Source organism: Vibrio sp. M60_M70, assembly GCF_037162085.1.
Classification (GTDB): Bacteria; Pseudomonadota; Gammaproteobacteria; order Enterobacterales; family Vibrionaceae; genus Vibrio; species Vibrio diabolicus.
In genome coordinates, this window is the sequence record NZ_JARLUL010000002.1 from 1,839,244 (window position 1) to 1,857,262 (window position 18,019).

The 18,019-nt window shown below is 39.4% G+C and carries 22 protein-coding genes and 1 pseudogene; 13 read left to right on the forward strand and 10 right to left on the reverse strand.

Annotated features, from left to right (window positions below; genetic code table 11):
• Nucleotides 1-32: 32 nt before the first annotated feature.
• From P4S59_RS23935 to P4S59_RS23945, 3 genes are all read left to right on the forward strand, one after another.
• Nucleotides 33-752: a carbonic anhydrase gene (locus P4S59_RS23935; RefSeq protein WP_020841751.1), complete on the forward strand. Its 720-nt coding sequence runs from the start codon at nucleotides 33-35 to the stop codon at nucleotides 750-752.
• Nucleotides 753-830: 78 nt separating this feature from the next.
• Nucleotides 831-1,382, forward strand: coding sequence for a YtfJ family protein (locus P4S59_RS23940; RefSeq protein ID WP_337169187.1), 552 nt, complete (start codon nucleotides 831-833; stop codon nucleotides 1,380-1,382).
• Between the two features lie 20 nt (nucleotides 1,383-1,402).
• Nucleotides 1,403-1,837, forward strand: coding sequence for a hypothetical protein (locus P4S59_RS23945; protein WP_005374106.1), 435 nt, complete (start codon nucleotides 1,403-1,405; stop codon nucleotides 1,835-1,837).
• 78 nt (nucleotides 1,838-1,915) lie between these two features.
• Here P4S59_RS23945 and P4S59_RS23950 read toward each other — a convergent pair whose 3' ends face one another.
• Together P4S59_RS23950 and yjjG are read right to left on the reverse strand one after the other, a co-directional pair.
• On the reverse strand, nucleotides 1,916-2,455 hold the full coding sequence (locus P4S59_RS23950; protein ID WP_337169188.1) for an NUDIX hydrolase: 540 nt from the start codon (nucleotides 2,453-2,455) through the stop codon (nucleotides 1,916-1,918).
• A 51-nt stretch (nucleotides 2,456-2,506) separates the two neighbouring features.
• Nucleotides 2,507-3,181: a pyrimidine 5'-nucleotidase gene (yjjG, locus tag P4S59_RS23955; protein WP_029800868.1), complete on the reverse strand. Its 675-nt coding sequence runs from the start codon at nucleotides 3,179-3,181 to the stop codon at nucleotides 2,507-2,509.
• Nucleotides 3,182-3,319: 138 nt separating this feature from the next.
• Here yjjG and P4S59_RS23960 point away from each other — a divergent pair, with 138 nt between their 5' ends.
• The 5 genes from P4S59_RS23960 (at nucleotide 3,320) to P4S59_RS23980 (ending at nucleotide 7,525) form a co-directional block, all read left to right on the forward strand.
• Nucleotides 3,320-4,243, forward strand: a complete 924-nt coding sequence (locus P4S59_RS23960; protein ID WP_006741275.1) for a LysR family transcriptional regulator — start codon at nucleotides 3,320-3,322, stop codon at nucleotides 4,241-4,243.
• A gap of 115 nt (nucleotides 4,244-4,358) precedes the next feature.
• On the forward strand, nucleotides 4,359-4,673 hold the full coding sequence (locus P4S59_RS23965) for a hypothetical protein (protein WP_005497913.1): 315 nt from the start codon (nucleotides 4,359-4,361) through the stop codon (nucleotides 4,671-4,673).
• Between the two features lie 47 nt (nucleotides 4,674-4,720).
• A complete protein-coding gene (locus tag P4S59_RS23970) occupies nucleotides 4,721-5,407 on the forward strand; it encodes a helix-turn-helix transcriptional regulator (protein ID WP_229614688.1) in 687 nt (228 codons plus the stop codon).
• Between the two features lie 164 nt (nucleotides 5,408-5,571).
• On the forward strand, nucleotides 5,572-5,754 hold the full coding sequence (locus P4S59_RS23975; RefSeq protein WP_047008158.1) for a hypothetical protein: 183 nt from the start codon (nucleotides 5,572-5,574) through the stop codon (nucleotides 5,752-5,754).
• A gap of 1,390 nt (nucleotides 5,755-7,144) precedes the next feature.
• Complete coding sequence (locus tag P4S59_RS23980) at nucleotides 7,145-7,525, forward strand: hypothetical protein (RefSeq protein ID WP_047008157.1); 381 nt, start codon at nucleotides 7,145-7,147, stop codon at nucleotides 7,523-7,525.
• 86 nt (nucleotides 7,526-7,611) lie between these two features.
• Here the strand turns inward: P4S59_RS23980 and P4S59_RS23985 are convergent, their stop codons facing one another.
• Nucleotides 7,612-8,166 (reverse strand): sugar O-acetyltransferase, encoded by a 555-nt coding sequence (locus P4S59_RS23985; protein ID WP_005393677.1) that lies wholly within the window; start codon nucleotides 8,164-8,166, stop codon nucleotides 7,612-7,614.
• A gap of 129 nt (nucleotides 8,167-8,295) precedes the next feature.
• On the reverse strand, nucleotides 8,296-8,691 hold the full coding sequence (locus tag P4S59_RS23990; RefSeq protein WP_253658250.1) for an OsmC family protein: 396 nt from the start codon (nucleotides 8,689-8,691) through the stop codon (nucleotides 8,296-8,298).
• A 307-nt stretch (nucleotides 8,692-8,998) separates the two neighbouring features.
• On the opposite strand from P4S59_RS23990, the gene P4S59_RS23995 reads away from it, so the two are divergent.
• The 5 genes from P4S59_RS23995 (at nucleotide 8,999) to P4S59_RS24015 (ending at nucleotide 12,804) form a co-directional block, all read left to right on the forward strand.
• Entirely contained in the window at nucleotides 8,999-9,298 is a 300-nt protein-coding gene (locus P4S59_RS23995; RefSeq protein WP_140320694.1) for a hypothetical protein, read from the forward strand.
• A gap of 2 nt (nucleotides 9,299-9,300) precedes the next feature.
• The gene (locus tag P4S59_RS24000) at nucleotides 9,301-9,846 is read left to right on the forward strand and encodes an ABC-three component system protein (protein WP_253658251.1); all 546 of its coding nucleotides are present in this window, start codon (nucleotides 9,301-9,303) and stop codon (nucleotides 9,844-9,846) included.
• Nucleotides 9,840-10,355: an ABC-three component system middle component 5 gene (locus tag P4S59_RS24005; protein ID WP_069540689.1), complete on the forward strand. Its 516-nt coding sequence runs from the start codon at nucleotides 9,840-9,842 to the stop codon at nucleotides 10,353-10,355. The genes P4S59_RS24000 and P4S59_RS24005 overlap by 7 nt, the downstream gene beginning before the upstream one ends.
• Nucleotides 10,352-12,241, forward strand: a complete 1,890-nt coding sequence (locus P4S59_RS24010; protein ID WP_140320691.1) for an ATP-binding protein — start codon at nucleotides 10,352-10,354, stop codon at nucleotides 12,239-12,241. Before P4S59_RS24005 ends, P4S59_RS24010 begins: the two co-directional genes overlap by 4 nt.
• Before the next feature lie 89 nt (nucleotides 12,242-12,330).
• The gene (locus P4S59_RS24015; RefSeq protein ID WP_337169189.1) at nucleotides 12,331-12,804 is read left to right on the forward strand and encodes a nucleotidyl transferase AbiEii/AbiGii toxin family protein; all 474 of its coding nucleotides are present in this window, start codon (nucleotides 12,331-12,333) and stop codon (nucleotides 12,802-12,804) included.
• Between the two features lie 149 nt (nucleotides 12,805-12,953).
• On the opposite strand, the pseudogene P4S59_RS24020 reads toward P4S59_RS24015, so the two are convergent.
• The 6 genes and pseudogenes from P4S59_RS24020 to P4S59_RS24045 form a co-directional block, all read right to left on the reverse strand.
• Nucleotides 12,954-13,757, reverse strand: a pseudogene (locus tag P4S59_RS24020) (reverse transcriptase family protein); the annotation flags it as partial.
• A gap of 383 nt (nucleotides 13,758-14,140) precedes the next feature.
• Nucleotides 14,141-14,485, reverse strand: a complete 345-nt coding sequence (locus P4S59_RS24025) for a hypothetical protein (RefSeq protein WP_140320685.1) — start codon at nucleotides 14,483-14,485, stop codon at nucleotides 14,141-14,143.
• A complete protein-coding gene (locus P4S59_RS24030) occupies nucleotides 14,486-15,352 on the reverse strand; it encodes a phosphoribosyltransferase-like protein (protein ID WP_140320683.1) in 867 nt (288 codons plus the stop codon).
• Nucleotides 15,353-15,915: 563 nt separating this feature from the next.
• Nucleotides 15,916-16,074 (reverse strand): hypothetical protein, encoded by a 159-nt coding sequence (locus tag P4S59_RS24035; protein WP_261932496.1) that lies wholly within the window; start codon nucleotides 16,072-16,074, stop codon nucleotides 15,916-15,918.
• 218 nt (nucleotides 16,075-16,292) lie between these two features.
• Nucleotides 16,293-17,552 (reverse strand): Y-family DNA polymerase, encoded by a 1,260-nt coding sequence (locus P4S59_RS24040; RefSeq protein ID WP_337169190.1) that lies wholly within the window; start codon nucleotides 17,550-17,552, stop codon nucleotides 16,293-16,295.
• 3 nt (nucleotides 17,553-17,555) lie between these two features.
• A complete protein-coding gene (locus P4S59_RS24045; RefSeq protein ID WP_029803474.1) occupies nucleotides 17,556-17,960 on the reverse strand; it encodes a LexA family protein in 405 nt (134 codons plus the stop codon).
• Between the last annotated feature and the right edge of the window lie 59 nt (nucleotides 17,961-18,019).

Genomic DNA, 18,019 nt, shown 5'->3' on the forward strand with positions numbered 1-18,019 from the left:
GCTTATCAAAGCGACCGAACAGAGACATTATTATGAACAAAACACTACTTGCTTTTTCACTCTCACTTCTCACTCTAAGCGCTGCTCAGGCTTCGGAATGGGGCTATGGCAATGACAAACACGGGCCAGAGCACTGGGGAGAAATCGCCAAAGACTGTGCTACCACAAAAAACCAAAGCCCAATCAACATCGACAACCCTGCCGATGCAAAACTGGAAGCATTGAACCTTTCGTACACTGGTCAGGTCATTGGTTTAACCAACAATGGTCATACGCTGCAAGCGCAAGTGAACGGACGTAACAGCTTCACCATCGATGGCGAGACGTTCGAGCTGCAACAGTTCCATTTCCACACACCTTCAGAAAACCAAATCAAAGGCCGCCAATATCCACTTGAAGCGCACTTTGTACACGCCAACGCAGACGGCGAGTTGGCGGTAATTTCGGTGATGTTTGATGCAGGCGATCAAAACGCAGCGCTGTCTAAACTGATCAACGCAATCCCACAAGAGAATCAAACCACGTTCTTTAAAGATACGTTTGAGATTAACGACTTACTGCCAAAAACTGCAAACTACTATCGATTTAACGGCTCCTTAACCACACCACCATGTTCAGAAGGTGTGCGCTGGTTTGTGCTTAAAGACACTCAAACCTTATCCAAAGATCAAGCCGCGAAACTGATGGAAGTCATGGGACAAAACAATCGTCCGCTGCAACCGCTAAATGCGCGCGTTGTACTTTCTAACTAATCGCCAAATCCGATAAGGGGCATCGTATTTGCTCCTTATTTGATTCGCTCTAACCTCACTTCGTTACAGGAACCCCCAATGAAAACTCCATCTGTTCTGTCACTCTTACTCGCACTCGCCCCGACACTCGCCTTCTCTCATAACCTTTCTGTCGGTCAAACCACCCCTTCCGTCAGCATTGATACCTATGGCGAAATGACGCTGCGAGGAGACGATGTGGCTTATCAACCTTGGGCAACTCAGCAGATGTTAGGCAAAGTCCGTGTGATACAAGCCATTGCAGGTCGTAGTAAAGCTAAAGAGATGAACGCGCCGCTGATGTCAGCAATCACTGCCGCTCACTTTCCTGAAGATCAGTATCAGACCACAACCGTGATCAACCAAGAAGACGCCATATGGGGAACCGGTACATTTGTAAAATCGTCGGCAGAGAACAGCAAAAAGACATTCTCTTGGTCTTCCATGGTGTTAGACAAAAATGGCGTATTAGCAACTACTTGGGATCTACAGCAAGAAAGTTCTGCGATTATCGTACAAAATAAACAAGGCGAAGTTTTATTCGTGAAAGAAGGGGCTTTAACTCAAGACGAAGTCACACACGTCATCGAACTGATTAAACAGAATATCTAAACCTAAGGTAAGGAAAAGCTATGAAACTGTTCAACACCATCGCGCTCTGTCTTTTAGCGGCTGTAGCCTCTTTCCAATCGATTGCTGGAGACAACGATTGGGACAAGATTGCAGATAAAACCGTCAGTTTTAAATCGGAAACCGACACAGTCAATCCACTGTCACCATTTGCTAACGCTCGTTTCAGCCACATCAAAATCAAATGTACGCAAGGTACGGTCGATCTGAAAAGCGTTAAAGTAATCATGAAAGATGGTCAGGAAAAGACGTTCGACAGTTTAGGTGTTCTGACTAAAGGCATGTCATCAAGAAGCTTAAGCCTACCAACAAAAGATAACGCGAAGTTAGACAAAATCGAGTTGAACTATGAATCGGTTGGCAGCACAGCGCTGCAAGTCGCGGGGGTGACCAAAAAAGCGCAAGTGGAAATCTTAGGTAAGAAAATCGACGAGTAAGCGATGGCTCAACGAACTCACCCAAACTAAAAACAGCGGCACTAGGCCGCTGTTTTCATTAAAAATCGTCATGGATAACTAAATGAATTTCTTCAGCTTCGCCAAACCATAAGCGGCGATGGTGACACAATCTTTGATCGTGCCGTCGATCATCATCTGTTCGAACTCCTCAACAGAAAAAGCGCGAGTGATCAAATCCTCTTCTTCACTGTCGAGTTGATTGCCCACGTCCGTTAAATCACTGGCGAAGTAGACGTGACATGTCTGATTCAAAAAGCCGTATGCGATAAACTGCGCGCCGACATACGCCATGGCGCTCGCCTGCATGCCCGTTTCTTCACGTAGCTCACCTTTGGCAAGCTCAAGATGATCCGTATCTGGGTTTGATTCCCACGCCCCTTGTGGGATCTCCCAGCAACGTTGACCTACGGTGTAACGGTACTGCTGAACCAAGTGAATCATCCCATTATCGATAGCCAGAATCGCAGCACAATCAGGTTTGTCGACCACACCATAGATGCCCTCTGCACCGCTCGGACGTAAAATTTTGTCCTCACGCACCGTCATCCACTTATTCTGGTAAACGACTTTGCTGTCTAGCTGTTTGATGTCTGGCATGGTTATTCCTTGATTTTTCTGAGGGTTACTGCGGAATAATACCCGATTCGGTTACGCCACCAAAATGTTCTTTAGTTCACTCAAAGACTCAACGGTGTAATTTGGTGCGATACGCTCATCGACACTTGCGCCTGTGGTATTTAACCAGCAAGTTTCAATACCAAAGTTATTGCCACCAAGAATATCGGAATGCAGGTTGTCACCCACCATCAGTACACGCGTTTTGCATGGGTTGCCCATTTGCTGCATCGCGTATTCAAAAATGCCTAAGTCCGGTTTTGCGACGCCCACTTGTTCAGAGATCACCACTTTATCGAAATACTCAGTCATCCCTGTGCGCTCAAGGCGAATTGCTTGCAACTCTGTAAAACCGTTGGTGATAATGCCCATTTTAGCTTTGCCTTGCAGCGCTTCCATCAGCTCTTTTGCACCTGGCAACAAGCTGCAAATATCGGCCATTGCTTCTAAAAATGCGCTATTGAGATCTGCTGTTGTGGTATTCAACTTCTCAGCCCACTCGGTAAAGCGGTTATGTTTTAGCTCATCTGCCGTTACTTTGCCATCTTGGTAATCCACCCAAAGCGGTTTGTTTACGGTTTGGTAATGAGCAAAATCTTGTTCAGTAAAATCTACGCCTTTGCGAGAAAACATAAGCTGCAAACCTTTGAAAGCATCAAAGTGGAATAAGGTTTCGTCAGCGTCAAACAGGATCCAATCGTACTTCATTTTCTTCTTCCCAAAATCAAGGTCGTAATACTGGTGCATAGTCTAGATTGTTTTCTTCTTGAAGATAATCTCTATAATTGGAAATTAATTGTATCCTTGTGCTCAACAATAAATGCTTCACGATAATAGGAGATTGATGTGAACGCGATTGCCTCCCTGCCCGTTTTTGTTGCTGTTGTCGAATGTGGCAGCTTTTCCCTTGCGGCCAAACAGCTGAATCTGACGAAATCGGCGATCAGCAAACGCATCAACCAGCTAGAAGACGATTTGGGCATTCGTCTCCTTAATCGAACTACGCGTAAGCTGAGCCTGACCGAAGCGGGAGAACGCTATTTTGAGTACGCCTCTCAAGCGCTCAACCTAGCCCAGCAAGGCGTGGACGCGGTATCGGAGCTGCAAGGCTCTCCACAAGGTCGGCTCAAAATTACCGTGCCGATGTCTTTCGGTGTGCTGCATATCGCGCCTTTGATCAGCGAGTTTCTCGCTCGTTACCCGAAAATTGAAGTGGATTTAAACCTCGAAGACAAAATGGTCGATTTGGTTAAAGACGGGTTTGATTTGGGGATCCGTATTGGTGAACTCACCTCTTCCAATCTCATCGCAAAACGTCTCGCCCCTTGTAAAAGTGTGCTTTGTGCCTCGCCAGATTACTTAGCGGAGTTCGGCACACCACAAAAACCAAGTGATTTAGTCAGTCACAACTGCCTGCGCTATTCCTATTTCCGTGGCGGCGTCGAATGGATGTTCATCAACAACGGCAGCGAATACAAGGTGCTTCCAAAAGGAAACTTTATCGTCAATAACAGCGAAGCCATTCGCCAGTTGCTGTTAAGAGGTTCGGGCATTGCGCAACTGCCAACATTTATTGCAGGAAGAGACTTTGCCGCAGGAAATCTAAAACCGGTGATGGAAGAGTATTCTCTACCAGAACACGCCATTTATGCGGTTTTTCCTGAGCGCAAGCACATGCCGTTGAAAGTAAGAGCCTTTATCGATTTTATCAGCGAAAAACTCGGTACAGATTTACCTTACTGGGATCGTTACAACCGCCCAGAAAAATAACCATATTGATGATAAGTGAGTGAGATTTCACTACTGACATGTTCTGACATTCCATCCGCGTAACCTTATTTGGAACTCAACAGGCAATCCGCCAAAACCAATAAGGAATCACAATATGGAAACCGTTATCGAAACTGTGCAATTTCGTCTAACCGCAGGCACAACAGAGCAAGACGTGATCGCCGCTGCCAAACAGTCACAAACGTTTGTGAAGAATCTGCCGGGCTTTTTGTACCGATCGCTCAGTCACGAAGCGACGGACGATGTGTGGACAGACATCATTTACTGGCGTTCAATGGACGATGCCAAACAGGCGGGAAAACAGATTAAGCAAGCCGTTGAATTTCAGCCTCTGTTATCAATGATTGACTGCGAAAGCTTCGAGCTTAAACATCACAACTTAAAAATGTGCAGTGAGCTAGAGAAGTAATCAGCCACACTACTACTAACAACCAGTAGGTCTAGATAAGGAACATCATGAGCAAATCAGAACGACTGTTTGAGCTACTGACGCTTTTGCGCGCAAAGCGTTACGCCGTGACAGCGAAAGAGCTCGCAGAAAGAATGGAAGTCAGCGAACGTACGATTTATCGCGATATTCAGTCGTTGCTCAGTTCTGGTGTTCCTATTCAAGGTGAAGCAGGTGTCGGCTACCTGTTGCAAGCTGGCTCTCATCTGCCGCCTTTGATGTTCTCAGAAAAAGAGATGATGGCGCTTGAACTGGGTATGCGGATGGTTCGAGCCTGGTCGGATGCCGAACTTGCCGAAGCGTCTCACTCTGCGTCCACCAAAATACTTTCGGTATTGCCCGATAAGCTCAAACAACAAGTGGAAGATTGTCCGCTGATTGTGCCCGATTATCATACCCAATCCGAGACTGCCAAACGAGGGCAGCTTCTGCGCCACGCGATTGATCATCAGTTTAAGGTCAGTTTGGATTACCAAGATGAAAGCGGACAGGTGACCGAGAGAAAAATCCAACCGTTAGGCCAGTTCTTTTGGGGCAAAGTCTGGACGCTGGTCGCCTGGTGCGAATTGCGCGATGACTACCGCCAGTTCCGCCTCGACCGTATACAAGCACTGCGTATGCACGATGAAGAGTTTCAGAATGCGGAAACCAAATCTCTCAAACATTATATTGCGCAGTATGAATCGAAAGATTGAGTGTTTTTCATCCCTCCATCACAAGGATTCTAAATTGCTCTGCTCAATGCGCGATATTTGGAAAGGCACATTTGGTTAAACTAATGTTTCATTTTTAACAGATGCGCAACTAACCTAAGATCGTTAACTTAAGTAGCACGTCAACCACACCGGAGCGTGAAGCTATGAAAGTACTGATTCAATACACCCAAGCAGGGAAATATCGAGATCAAGCGTGGGAGTCTTTAACTCTTCGATCTAAAGGTGATATGCAGGCCGTTACCCCTTCTTATGCAGCCCAACTTATCGAACAAAGCAAAGCGACACTTGTGATGACAGAAGATCAACAAATCGTTATTCATCCATAACCGACTATTAGCCTTGTTTAACCAACCTTTGTTAGTTACGCAAGGCTTACACCTCGCCATTACACGTTATCAATTTTATATACGACCACCTATATTTACAAAAAACCAATAAGATAGTTCTTATTTTCATTCTCGACATTCTTCTAAAACGCCCTTCCATTCATAGCTAAGATATAGGCTATCTGTTAGTCTCTTTATTTCTTCATGATAAATATTAGGATATTGATATCCTATAAATAGGATAAACCTTGAAAAAGCATCGGTTTATTATAAGGATAGGTGTAATATGCAATTGATCTGGAACATTATTGGATACTTAATGTTCTCTGGTGTATTAGTTATTTTTTTCCAGACATTCTTTATAGGTATCATGCACCTTTTAATGCCAAAAGACATTGTCAATAGCTACTTTAAAGAACCTTATTTTAACACTTTCGAACTAGCTCTATTTACAGGTTGGCCTTACGCATTTTTCCGAACATTGATGTTTGTTCGTTTAATCGTTCAACCTAACTCAGGTGAAAAACGAAAGTTACCCGATGTATCCCAAGAGGTGCCTAGATGGTACCGTCTATTATCCTTCATATTAATATGGGTAATTATGATAAACTCTACAATGTTAACGCTTGTATTTTTTATCGCAGGTTTCTTAGCACTAGCGGATCATTTATGATATTGACTTATCCAGTTAAATCCAACATCACAATTTAAATGTAAATAACGACACTAACAATTGCACGTAAATGACAAATATATCATCCAATTTGGATATTTTTAAAATGAAAGTCTAGAATGTAAAAAATAAACTTCCTAAATATAGTTTTTTGTTAGTATCTGAGCAAATTAATTATTAGCTAGAGGTGCTCTATGTCGGGATTATTTGAGTATAGAATAAAAACTCATGATAACTTATCATCAATTATATTAAACATGTATGGTTCTCCATATGAAAGGCTAAATTTATCACTTGGTAGTAATAAAAAATTTACCAGTCTATTCGTATAGCTAGAAGTGGTGGATTATCTGCGAATGCTCATATAGTTAAACAAGCCGAAAAACTGAATAAAGTAGCTCAGAAATCTAAAGTTGGCGGACATGTTTTAGTAGTTGTTGGTCTAGCGGCTCCCAGCAGTCATATCGCGAATACACTAGACCAACATGAGAAGAATGAAATTTTTGTTGAGTCAATAACTAGCACAGCTGTAGGAATGGGCACTAGTGCGTTAGTCGGTCTATTTTTAGTATCAAATCCTATTGGTTGGGGGACTGCTATTGTACTCGCTGCAGGTTCAACGGCTGTAGGCTACGCTTCCGGCAAAGTGGCAAAAGGCTTTTATAATTCAAGTGAAAGCAAGCCAAACTTAGTCGCTAGTACTGGAATAGAAGCTATATGCAGCAAGTAATCACATTTCTTTTTTACACTTTAATGACTGGTGTGGTTATTATTTTCTTACAAACCATTTTTATCGGTGTCATGCACTTTCTGATGCCAAAGAAGATTGTTGGGAACTATTTTAAAAAACCATATTTTAATGAATTTGAGCTTTCTCTATTCACGGGGTGGCCTTACGCATTTTTCCGGACATTGATGTTTGTTCGTTTAATCGTCCAACCTAGCTCAGGTAAAAAGCGAAAATTACCTAATATTTCTGGAGAAGTACCAAAATGGTATCGTTATTTGTCGATTCTATTACTAGTTATTATCATTGTTAACTCTGTTGTCGTTGCCCTGACTTTATCAATTGGGGCCGTTCTTTTAGCAATTGAGTGAGGAATTAACACTTAAATATAACGATGTACTCGACGAAGAGAGTTCAGGCAGAACTCTCTAATCGCCAGTGTTTTGCCAACAGCTCTCTACTCTTCTTCGTTGAGACGACGAATCAACTTAGCTGGTGTGCCTCCGTATAGACAATCTGGCGGCACATCATGGTTGACGACCGAGTTCGCCGCAATCACCGAGCGAGCACCAATCGTTACACCTTGGTTAATGACGGAGTTACCACCAATCCACACATCATCTTCAATCGTGATAGGTTTACAAAACGTCTCCCAACGTCGGCGACTTCGGTAATCAACAGAATGAGAAGCCGTATACAATTGCACGCTTGGACCGATTAGCACGTGGTTCCCGATGGTAATTTTAGCGCCATCAAGCATGACCACATTCATGTTGATAAAGGTTTCTTCGCCGATTTCGATGGTTTTACCGAACTCGCAATGGAAAGGTGCTTGAACAATGCAAAGACCCGCTTTGCCAAACAGCTGTTTTTGTAATTCGTCGCGCTGACTTTCGTCGGTATTGTTATTGAGCGCTCTAAGTGCTTGAAGAGCATGACTTCTAATTGCGTCAATTTCTTTGTCCATGCCATCAAAGATTTGACCAGACATCATTTTTTCGAGTTCTGTCACTGGGAGACTCCTAAAACCTGCAATTACTACTTTCAGATTAATCACACGGTACGTGAATTGCGGAATAAAAAAAGAGAAAAGCCTGCACTTTTCTCTTTCCTGTTTTTATATTTTGTGGAGTCTGTCGACTTACACGATTTCCCAGCTGTGGGTCATCTCAACACCTTCACCTAGCATTAAGCAAACCGAGCAGTATTTTTCTAGCGAGTCAGCCGCCACTTTTGCTACGACTTCTGGGTCAAGCTCGTCACCTGAAACTTCAAAGTGGATATTCACTTGCGTAAAGATACGTGGTGCGGTTTCACGACGCTCTGTGGTTAGCTTGGCATTAACAGACAAGACCTTTTGTCCTGCCGTTTTCAAACCGTCGACAACATCGACAGAGCTACAGCCACCAGCGGCCATTAGTACCATTTCCATTGGTGAGAAATAAGTACTGTCACCACTTGCCATTATAATCTCTTGATTTTTATCTGTTTTACCAACAAATTTTAAATCTTCAATCCACTTAACTTCTGCTTTCATAACTCAATAATCTCGATAAAATGCATTTTTTAACAATCTGATTATATCCGTATATGACAGATAAGAAAAAGCCATACCGAGGAATAGCTTTTCATGTTTGGTAGTAAGAAGACGTGTAACTACTATTGAAACTTAGAAAGGAAAGCCTATTGAACAAATCGGTAGCAGATTGCTACTAAACCGCGTCTGGCATTGAGCAACGAATCGAGCAGGAAAGCTTGTATGAACTTTGGCAAACTTGAGCAAGATTCTGGAAAATAAATGCAACTTAGTGCATCATTGCTGAAAAAATCAGGGTGTCGCATCTATGATCAAAGAATGGGAAGGAATAATCAAAGTCACTGGAGCTGTTGGTTTAGTAGGGTTGTTATTCGCCCTGTTAATGCGACACTTCTTTAGTGAGCAAATTATATCTTTACTCGGTTCGGACAGAGTTTTCTTCATAATCATAGCACTTGTAGCTATATTCTTTATTTTAATGATAATTGCTCTATTGAATCGTTCAAGTTCAGCAAATGAACCAAACAACACTACGAGTCCGACCAAGAAAGAGGTAATTGTCACATACAGAGACAATGCTAATCACAACGGAGACAATAAGTTCTAATTATGGCTCAATCGATTAGTGTCACTTATGAAAATGAAGCTCAACACAATGGCAATAATATTTTTGTTCAACTTACATCGTTGGAGCAAGCTATTGAGCAAATCAAAACTAACTTAGGCGATTGTACTGAATCTGTTGCAATTATTGAGGATTTAGCTGATTACATCACGGATTTTCCTTCTCGTGAAGTTATCGGTCTTGAGAAGAAACTTGATACTGGCGGACGGAAAGAATTAAAAGACCGCGCTGTTCTACTCAAAAGTCGCTTCGAACGGAGAGTTGCTAAAAATCAGATGTCTTTATCCGAACAACACGTTTACATACAAATTCTTTCTGCTATTAGCACTATTTGGCACTCAAAAATAGCTCCATTAATAGAGAACAACGCTGCTACACACCAAATAGATCAGACTATATTTGATGAATTGGTAGAACCAATACACAAAGCAATTGTGAGATATGATACGCTAATAACAACCGATTTAGTTAGTGGTATGCTCTACTTCCTGACTGGAAAGTGTCATATTCAGTGGAGCAAGCAATGTTAATGTATCATCCAGCTCAAGATATAAACCACTGTTTATATCGATTAATATTAATATTGGAATTATCCGAGAAAGACTCAATCAACATCGAAACATATCGTGTCATGGACTTTTATACACTTTTCCCTCACCTATTAAAGATGATAAAACCATTACCCAATGAATTACGTTCATATCGAGAAGCTTTCAATAAAATCAAAGAACCTTTTGAAGCGATAAAAAACACAAAGAGAGTAATGTTTGAGTTGGAAAACTTCCAGTCAATTTGTATTCAAAACCTGATCGCAAAAGGGTTACTGGATAAAAAATCTTTCACAGATGGTCAGTTAAAAATTAATAGCGCAAACATACCAAAATCCTTAAAAGATTCAATTAACAATTCAAAGTTGTCCGATGAATGTTGGTTCAAGGCCATAATAAATCACCTTCCTGATATTTCATTCAATGGAAAAAAAGGATTGAAAGCTCGTTCAGGACTTATGGAATTTAGATATGATTTGGAGAAATCATGAGTTTATCAAAGCTATTTATAAATAGATTAGTGGTACATGGTTCCGGGAAAATTGTCTACGATCAAAAGTTTCACCTTGGCGTCAATATTATTAGAGGGAAAAATGGCACAGGTAAATCTACGATTATGGATTTGCTCAATTATGGACTTGGCGCTGAAATTACAGAATGGACTGAACATCAAATACAATGTGATTGGGTTGCACTGGAAGTAACTGTTAATGGTCATATTGTGACCTTAAAAAGAGATATAACCCCTACAGGTCAAGAAAAGGTACTGTTCTTTGATGGAGAAATGACATCTGCTCTTAAAGACCATGAACGTTGGACCAGATACGGAATGCGTAGAAGCGGCGACACACACAGCTTCTCTCAGCACATGTTTGAATTGTTAAATATGCCTCGCCATCAAACTGATGACAGTAAAAATTTAACCATGCATCAGATTCTTCGATTAATCTACGTTGACCAACTTTCTGCTCCACAAAAGCTTTTAAAAGAAGACACTAAGTTTGACAATTTGACGATTCGAAGAGCTATTGGTGAATATCTTTTAGGCATTGATACTCTTGACGCATATAACTTAAGACAGGAATTAATTGAAGCAAACAGAGAATTTGAAAAATTCAATGCCGAGCTAAATTCCATTTATAGAATGTTTGGTCATAAAGAGAACTTAGTTAACTTATCGTCGCTAAATAACGATATTGAAGCGGTAAAACAAAACATTGTCGATTTAGAAAATAAACGCTTAGAAATAAAGAGCACACCATCAGCCGAGGTTTCGATAGACACATCCAAACGAATTAGAGAGCTTGTATCTAAAATTGAAGAACTATCGAATAAATTGAGTAAATATTCAGCTAATAGATTGGAAACACAAGTAGAGCTTAATGAAACAACGCTATTCCTTCGTTCATTGGAACAACGTAAATCGGCTCTTGGCGAGTCTCAGGTAACATATAACTCCCTTGGTACTATCACTTTTAAATACTGTCCTTCCTGCCTTGAACCATTGGAAAGTGCAGGTAGTGATAATTGTGGTCTTTGCAAATCACCAAAACATAATTCAGAAAAAGATTTTGCATATTCACAACTACTTAATGAACTCAACTTTCAAATCAGTGAAAGTAAAAAGTTAATCAAAAGCTTTGAGGACGATTTATTAACAATTGACTCTCAAACTCCTTTAATAAAACAAGAACTAAATGCACTAAAATCAGAGTTAAAAGAAATAAACTCATCAACTGATGAAAAAGAAGCAGAACTCCTTAAAATATCAACCGAAATAGGCTTTAAACAAAGCCAAGTCATTTCATTAGAAGAGAAGCGAGAACAAGTATCTAATGTAGATAACTTACAACGTAAAAAGGTATTAGCACAGAATAAGATCAATGATCTTCAAGAAAAATTAGATACGATATCGGCTCGGCAAGAGCAAAGATATGTCTCTGTTTATGAGGGTATTGAATCAAAGGCCAAAGAGTTACTAAAAGCTGACGGTGGCTACGAAGGTGCTTTTGATGATCCAGATGACATCGTTTTTGATTTTTCTAAAGACAAAATGTATGTGAATGGAAGAAACAAATTTTCTGCAAGTTCAATGGTAGTGCTGAAGAACAGTATAAGATTCTCCATATTCTCTCAATCTGCCGATGATTCTTACTCTCGCTTTCCTAACCTAATCCTCATGGATAATATAGAGGATAAAGGAATGGTTGTTGAGCGAAGTCAGAACTTTCAACGCCAAATGGTCGAGGTATGTAATACCATCAAAAATGACTTCCAGTTGATATATACCACTTCTATGATCGCCAGCGAATTAGAAGGTACTACAATGTGTGTAGGTCCTTTTTATGAAAAAGGCTCTCATACACTTGAGTTCTGATTACAGTAAAGTGCTACTTAGAAAATCTGAGTAGCACGATTAGATAATCAATGCTCTTACTGTAACTGTAAGGTAATCACCCAAATAAATTGATTGATAGTAATCATATGTTGGGCGAGACTATACCAGATCTTTTAGATGATGGTTTTGATGTTTTAACCTTGTCTCCTGAAAGAACAATTTTAGAAAAGATGTTCGCAATACCCACAAACCATGTAAGAGAGTCCTTAGCTGATAAACATGCTCGACATCTTTATGATATTGTCGAAATTGACTCGGAATATCCAGAATGGTGTACAAATAAAGCATTGTTCGAAGTTGTGGTTAACTTTTGTGATGCCTACTACAAATGGCACACTGATTCATGTTCAACAGCTTTGAAGAGACAGTTAATGCTTGTCCCTCAGAATCAAAACATGACGGATAAGTATAAACAGGATTGGGAAAGCATGGCTGATATGTTCCCTAAAGCTGAACTGCCTTATTCATTCGAAGATTTAATAGCTAACGTAAAGTCGATTGAAACTAAAGCAAATGACAGCTTCTACGCTGATTTACCTTAGAAGCAATCTTCACCATTTTTAACCTCTTCATATTAAAAATATAACCACTCGACTGAGTGGTTATTTATCATATCTAAACCTGTGAAATATTTAAAAATTTATGCCTATGGATACTTTCAATATCTAAATACCTACAAATCTAAATCAAGTTAGCTTGTAGAAGTCATTAAACTATTTTTAATATTATTTAATTCAATCAAAGCATTAGAAACATAGGAGTTTTGTGGTTCTACTTTTTTAATATAGCTACCAATACCAATTAACTCATCAACTTCCAAAAGATTAAACAACCTCTCATTCCCTAAATTATCATAACCATTTTTAATTAAGTAATATGAGTCTTTTCTGAATTTTCTTCTTACTTTTTTAGGTACTCTTATAGTATCAGATTGAACTAAGAGACCAGTAACAACTTTTCGTTGATTGCCTGTCAAAAGTCTTGATTTTTCATCATTAATGCTAAAACCATGACTCTTCAAATGAGATAAAATATTATCTACAACATATTGGGAAATATTATCACCAGAAAAGCATAGATCGTCAGCATATCGAGTATAAATCAATCCATTTGATTGAGAAATATCATAGAGTATACAATCTAACTCATAAAATATAATATTACTTAATGCAGGGCTGGTTGGAGCACCTTGGGGAAGATGATCGTAATATGTACAAATTTTAGCTAATTTATTGCTTAAATCTTTAGTATACCCACATTCAATAAAAACCTTCTCAATTTGACTTATAGTTATATGACCAAAAAAGTTAACTAAATCCAACTTTAGCATTTGCTTACAGCCTATATGCATTTTTGCGTTATCAATATGAGATTTACCTTGCAAATAGGAATATACATTATCGTGGACGGTCAGAACAGAAAGGATATTATCATTTATCCATCTCTGAATATATTTTAGCTTAGGGTAAGGTGATTCGATGTGGCGAAAACCTTCATGTTTTTTTCTAAACTAAATAGTCTATAAAACCGTTCATTTAGAGTGCAAATTCGGCTTAGTAATGATAGTTCAACACCCAGAAGTTTGGATAAGTGTTCAAGCTCAAAGATTACAGGGAGTGATTTTAACTCCAGTATTTGGGCATACTTAGTTAGAAGCTGTGCCTGTGATTTGTTTAAATCATTTTCTATAAAAAACTTAAACCAACGACTTTGTTCCATCATCAATGTAGCTTCTCTATAGACGTGTGATATGTAAAGCCGCCCACCGTCACGAAATCCGGTAGAGAATCAATGAGGTTAAAGTGAGCCTTATTGATGGCGGGCGAATCACCCGCTCTAACTAACGGTGAGCAGCCAGTGAACAGTATCATATTTTTCTCACGAGTCAACAAGTAAAGAACCATCAATCCTATTTAGATTTGGCATATATAAATCAGATATTCCCAGTGCTGATTCTTTGTAGCCTTCTATTATTTCGTGTTCAAGACTAAAGCTTCTAAACCTGATCGCATTATATAAATTCGATATATTTTCAATAGAAACATCATCGTTTAAAGAAAAGTTATACCCGTCAAAACTAACAATATTTTGATTATTGAGATAGCTGATAACATTAACTGACTCGGTATAAGTAAGACGAAACTTATTATGCAGATCAAATAATGAGGCTTGATTTTTTTCTTTCAAAAAATCAATAGCAACTTTCACATGTGACGGATTCATTTATCTTAACCTACCAAACATTGGGTTTCTGAAATTTTTATTTTCATCATATTTCCACCAAAAAATAGGAAGAACATTATTAGAACAGTTTGACATATATAACTGATAGAGTGCTTCTGATTCTTTGTAACCTAAACTAAAATCTGAGATATTTAACTTATTCCACTTCGGTAATAGCGACGCTTCCATATTTAGAACTACTCCTCTAATTATCTCAGAATTAGGGTGGTCTACAATTCCCTTTGTTAGTTCTGTGTGACAATAAATATCTATGCCAAGTTCGTTCCTTGCATAGTCAACACCAAACCGCATTCCAACAAACGAAAATACAAAATACTTCCTTTGTTTCTGACCTCGGCTATTCATCTCAGTTTTCAAAGTGCGAACTTTGTTCACTATTGTCTTTCCACTTCCAATAAAGTCATCAAAAACAACTATATTCTTCATACCAGCCTGATGAATCCTATCATAACTATCATCCAATACTGGCAGGAAGTTACGTTCTTTCCAATCAGCCTCCTGCCTGCCAAGTAGAGACTTTATTTGATATAAGCCAGTTTGAGAGCCATCGGACTCTTTACCATCGGATGTAGCGACAAATACAGTATCATTGGGCTGAAATTTATGTTCCTTTATGATCTTGATCAGTAGATCATTTGCTTCTAAACGATCATCGTTTTCATGATGAGTGAATCGGCGAAATAGTTCTTTTAACACTACTCTTTCTGGCTCAGTGTTATATGTATTCAATAACGCAGGAAGCGAAGATTCATAGTCTTTTTTAGCCAACCATGGTATTTCTTTTATCAGTTTACCGAGTTCAATGAAATCTTCTTCACTATTGGATTTTGAGGATAAAATTGACATTGATCTTTACACCTAAATTTCGGGTTAAATCTAACGGTAAGTTAGGGCTTGCTGATTATACCTAATAAGCGATAGATGTCTGTGCTCTATAACAAAGAGGTGCATCAATTTTCAGGCTTAAGTATATGCTGTATCAGTGTCTCACTTAAAGGTTAAGATGGGTGCATTGAGTATTCGAAGCTAACTTTAGAAATGCAAAAGAGACTTAAAAGGGACTAACGAAAAGCAAACCCTAAAAGACTTAAGTGGTTGATTTAAATAAAAATATGTATAACCTTAAGCAAAGCCAAGATGTAAACTCCCATCTCTAAATGTTAAATTTTGGTCCTACTCGCCAATTTCATTGGTGAGAAATAAGTACTGTCACCACTTGCCATTATAATCTCTTGATTTTTATCTGTTTTACCAACAAATCTTCAATCCACGTTACCCCACTCTGCTTTCATAACTCAATAATCTCGATAAAATCCATTTTTTAACAATCTGATTACATCCACAGATGACATCTAAGAAAAAGCCACTCAAAAGAGTGGCTTCAGTGTTCTCGGTGTTTTGTGGACATTTTAAGCTGCCTTGTTGTTAACAATGTAATCATTAACAATTTGACTGTCTTTCAGTCCTAACGCTCGCAATTCCACGTATCTATCGTAGTCAATCAGATAGCAAATTTTTTTGCTGTTGATTGTCATAAACACAGGAATTTTGAAGCTCACCTTGCTCATAAGTTTTACCTTTTTTTGAGAATGGTGACTTCGAACGTCCTTCCTTTTGATTCCTTTGAAAAATGGCGGTTATATTCCTTTAACCGGCTTCCTGCATTCGTTCGTGCTGATTTACATCAAGACAAAACTTGCCATGAACACAACATACTGTTTTAACCCACAGCTAAGGTTTTTTACCAAGAACTAAATGATTGTTTCACAAAACACTTTGTAGGTCATTAGCTGCAACTGATTTTCGGTAAATCAGACCATTTTGTTGTGTATTGTTTTGAAAGAAATTGCCGTTTCATACTCCATTCCTGTTTGATGCCTTGCGCGGCGATGAACACCGCATCAGTGCCGTATTTTCGATTTAGGCCGTCAAAAACAGCGTTAAGTTTTTCATTGGATGGATTCTCATTTAAAATATCTAATTGATGCATCGTTCCATCAGACAAATCTAAAAGCCCTACTCCAATCTTGTAAAATCTCACACCTTCTTGAAACAATTCATCAGCAGCGTTAGACGCGACTTGTGATAGATGAGTAACGTCAGAGGTCGGAAAACTGAATCTATGTATAGTCTTGAATGAAGCTGGCTTTTCATCAAATGGTGAAGAAGCAGCAAAGCACAACATCACTTTTGTCATTGAATTTTCTTCTCTCAGCTTCCTTGACGCGATTCCTGCGTGTTTAACCAAAGCTTGACGCAAGCTTTCAACGTCTGTGATTCTCTCTCCCACAGATCTTGTAGAATAAATTTGCTGTTTATTAGCTTTTACTAAATCCCATCCTTTGCAGATCTGCCCGTTTAGCTCTCTTGCTGTTCGCTCCACTTCTACATTGAAATCTTTTCTTAATAACCCCACAGGGTATTTCGCTAAGTCATACGCTGTGTTAATCCCCATGAACTGCATACGCTTAGATAAACGTCTGCCAATGCCCCACACATCAGACACATCAACGTTTTTCAGTAGTTCTAACGTTTTGTCTTGATCATCCAAAACACAAACGCCATTGAAACTTCTGATCTTTTTAGCCAGATGATTTGCCATTTTTGCAAGTGTCAAAGTCGTTCCAAAACCGACACACACTGGAAGTCGTGTTTCTTTCCAAACCGCTTTTCTCAGAGCTTCACCATGTTTTTTCAAACATGGAATTGCTGGAAATGTTCTTTGAAATGACAGGAAACTTTCATCTATCGAATAAACGAATTGCTCAGGCGCAAAACGCCCAATAACATTCATCATCTTCGCACTCAGATCTGAATACAGTTCGTAATTCGAGCTAAAGGCGATCACACCTTTTGCTTCACACTCTGATTTAATCTTGAAATAAGGCGAAAACTTAGGAACACCAAGCTCTTTCGCTCTACGATTCGCAGCAACAATGCAACCGTCATTGTTCGAAAGAACGATGATCGGCTTATCCCTTAAATCAGGTCGAAAGACAGTTTCCGCACTGCAATAGAATGAATTGGCATCGACTAATGCAAACATGATTTATGCGCTCAACAGAAAGCTTTTCTTGAACAATCGAACAGAACTCACTACTACCCCTTCTATCGTGAATGTATCGTTTTCCGTGATCGTCACTGTGCCATATTTTGGGTTTGCTGATAGAAGCTGGCGGTTGTGCATATCTATGATTTTGCAGATAAATTCACCGTTCAAATTAGCTACTATCACATCGTTATGCTTTGCTACTGGAAACCTATCAACAATCAACAAGTCACCGTCAAAAATCCCCACGTCAATCATTGATTCGCCTTGTGCGAATCCAAGGAACGTACTTGAAGGACGTTCGACCAACAACTCATCGAGAGATAGGTCTAACTGGTTATACTCTGCCGCTGGCGACTCAAAGCCCGTGATGCCAGCAGAGGCAAAAAGTGGGATTACTTTCATATAAAATCACATAACTGTATAGATATACAGTATTATGATTCGGAGAAACCAATAGATCA

What these genes read in the sequence shown, in the direction of transcription:
- P4S59_RS23935 (WP_020841751.1), top strand. Translation starts at nt 33, where the DNA reads ATGAACAAAACACTACTTGCTTTTTCACTCTCACTTCTCACTCTAAGC.
- P4S59_RS23940 (WP_337169187.1), top strand. Translation starts at nt 831, where the DNA reads ATGAAAACTCCATCTGTTCTGTCACTCTTACTCGCACTCGCCCCGACA.
- P4S59_RS23945 (WP_005374106.1), top strand. Translation starts at nt 1,403, where the DNA reads ATGAAACTGTTCAACACCATCGCGCTCTGTCTTTTAGCGGCTGTAGCC.
- P4S59_RS23950 (WP_337169188.1), bottom strand. Translation starts at nt 2,455, where the DNA reads ATGCCAGACATCAAACAGCTAGACAGCAAAGTCGTTTACCAGAATAAG.
- yjjG (WP_029800868.1), bottom strand. Translation starts at nt 3,181, where the DNA reads ATGAAGTACGATTGGATCCTGTTTGACGCTGACGAAACCTTATTCCAC.
- P4S59_RS23965 (WP_005497913.1), top strand. Translation starts at nt 4,359, where the DNA reads ATGGAAACCGTTATCGAAACTGTGCAATTTCGTCTAACCGCAGGCACA.
- P4S59_RS23970 (WP_229614688.1), top strand. Translation starts at nt 4,721, where the DNA reads ATGAGCAAATCAGAACGACTGTTTGAGCTACTGACGCTTTTGCGCGCA.
- P4S59_RS23975 (WP_047008158.1), top strand. Translation starts at nt 5,572, where the DNA reads ATGAAAGTACTGATTCAATACACCCAAGCAGGGAAATATCGAGATCAA.
- P4S59_RS23980 (WP_047008157.1), top strand. Translation starts at nt 7,145, where the DNA reads ATGCAGCAAGTAATCACATTTCTTTTTTACACTTTAATGACTGGTGTG.
- P4S59_RS23990 (WP_253658250.1), bottom strand. Translation starts at nt 8,691, where the DNA reads ATGAAAGCAGAAGTTAAGTGGATTGAAGATTTAAAATTTGTTGGTAAA.
- P4S59_RS23995 (WP_140320694.1), top strand. Translation starts at nt 8,999, where the DNA reads ATGATCAAAGAATGGGAAGGAATAATCAAAGTCACTGGAGCTGTTGGT.
- P4S59_RS24000 (WP_253658251.1), top strand. Translation starts at nt 9,301, where the DNA reads ATGGCTCAATCGATTAGTGTCACTTATGAAAATGAAGCTCAACACAAT.
- P4S59_RS24005 (WP_069540689.1), top strand. Translation starts at nt 9,840, where the DNA reads ATGTTAATGTATCATCCAGCTCAAGATATAAACCACTGTTTATATCGA.
- P4S59_RS24010 (WP_140320691.1), top strand. Translation starts at nt 10,352, where the DNA reads ATGAGTTTATCAAAGCTATTTATAAATAGATTAGTGGTACATGGTTCC.
- P4S59_RS24025 (WP_140320685.1), bottom strand. Translation starts at nt 14,485, where the DNA reads ATGAATCCGTCACATGTGAAAGTTGCTATTGATTTTTTGAAAGAAAAA.
- P4S59_RS24030 (WP_140320683.1), bottom strand. Translation starts at nt 15,352, where the DNA reads ATGTCAATTTTATCCTCAAAATCCAATAGTGAAGAAGATTTCATTGAA.
- P4S59_RS24035 (WP_261932496.1), bottom strand. Translation starts at nt 16,074, where the DNA reads ATGAGCAAGGTGAGCTTCAAAATTCCTGTGTTTATGACAATCAACAGC.
- P4S59_RS24040 (WP_337169190.1), bottom strand. Translation starts at nt 17,552, where the DNA reads ATGTTTGCATTAGTCGATGCCAATTCATTCTATTGCAGTGCGGAAACT.
- P4S59_RS24045 (WP_029803474.1), bottom strand. Translation starts at nt 17,960, where the DNA reads ATGAAAGTAATCCCACTTTTTGCCTCTGCTGGCATCACGGGCTTTGAG.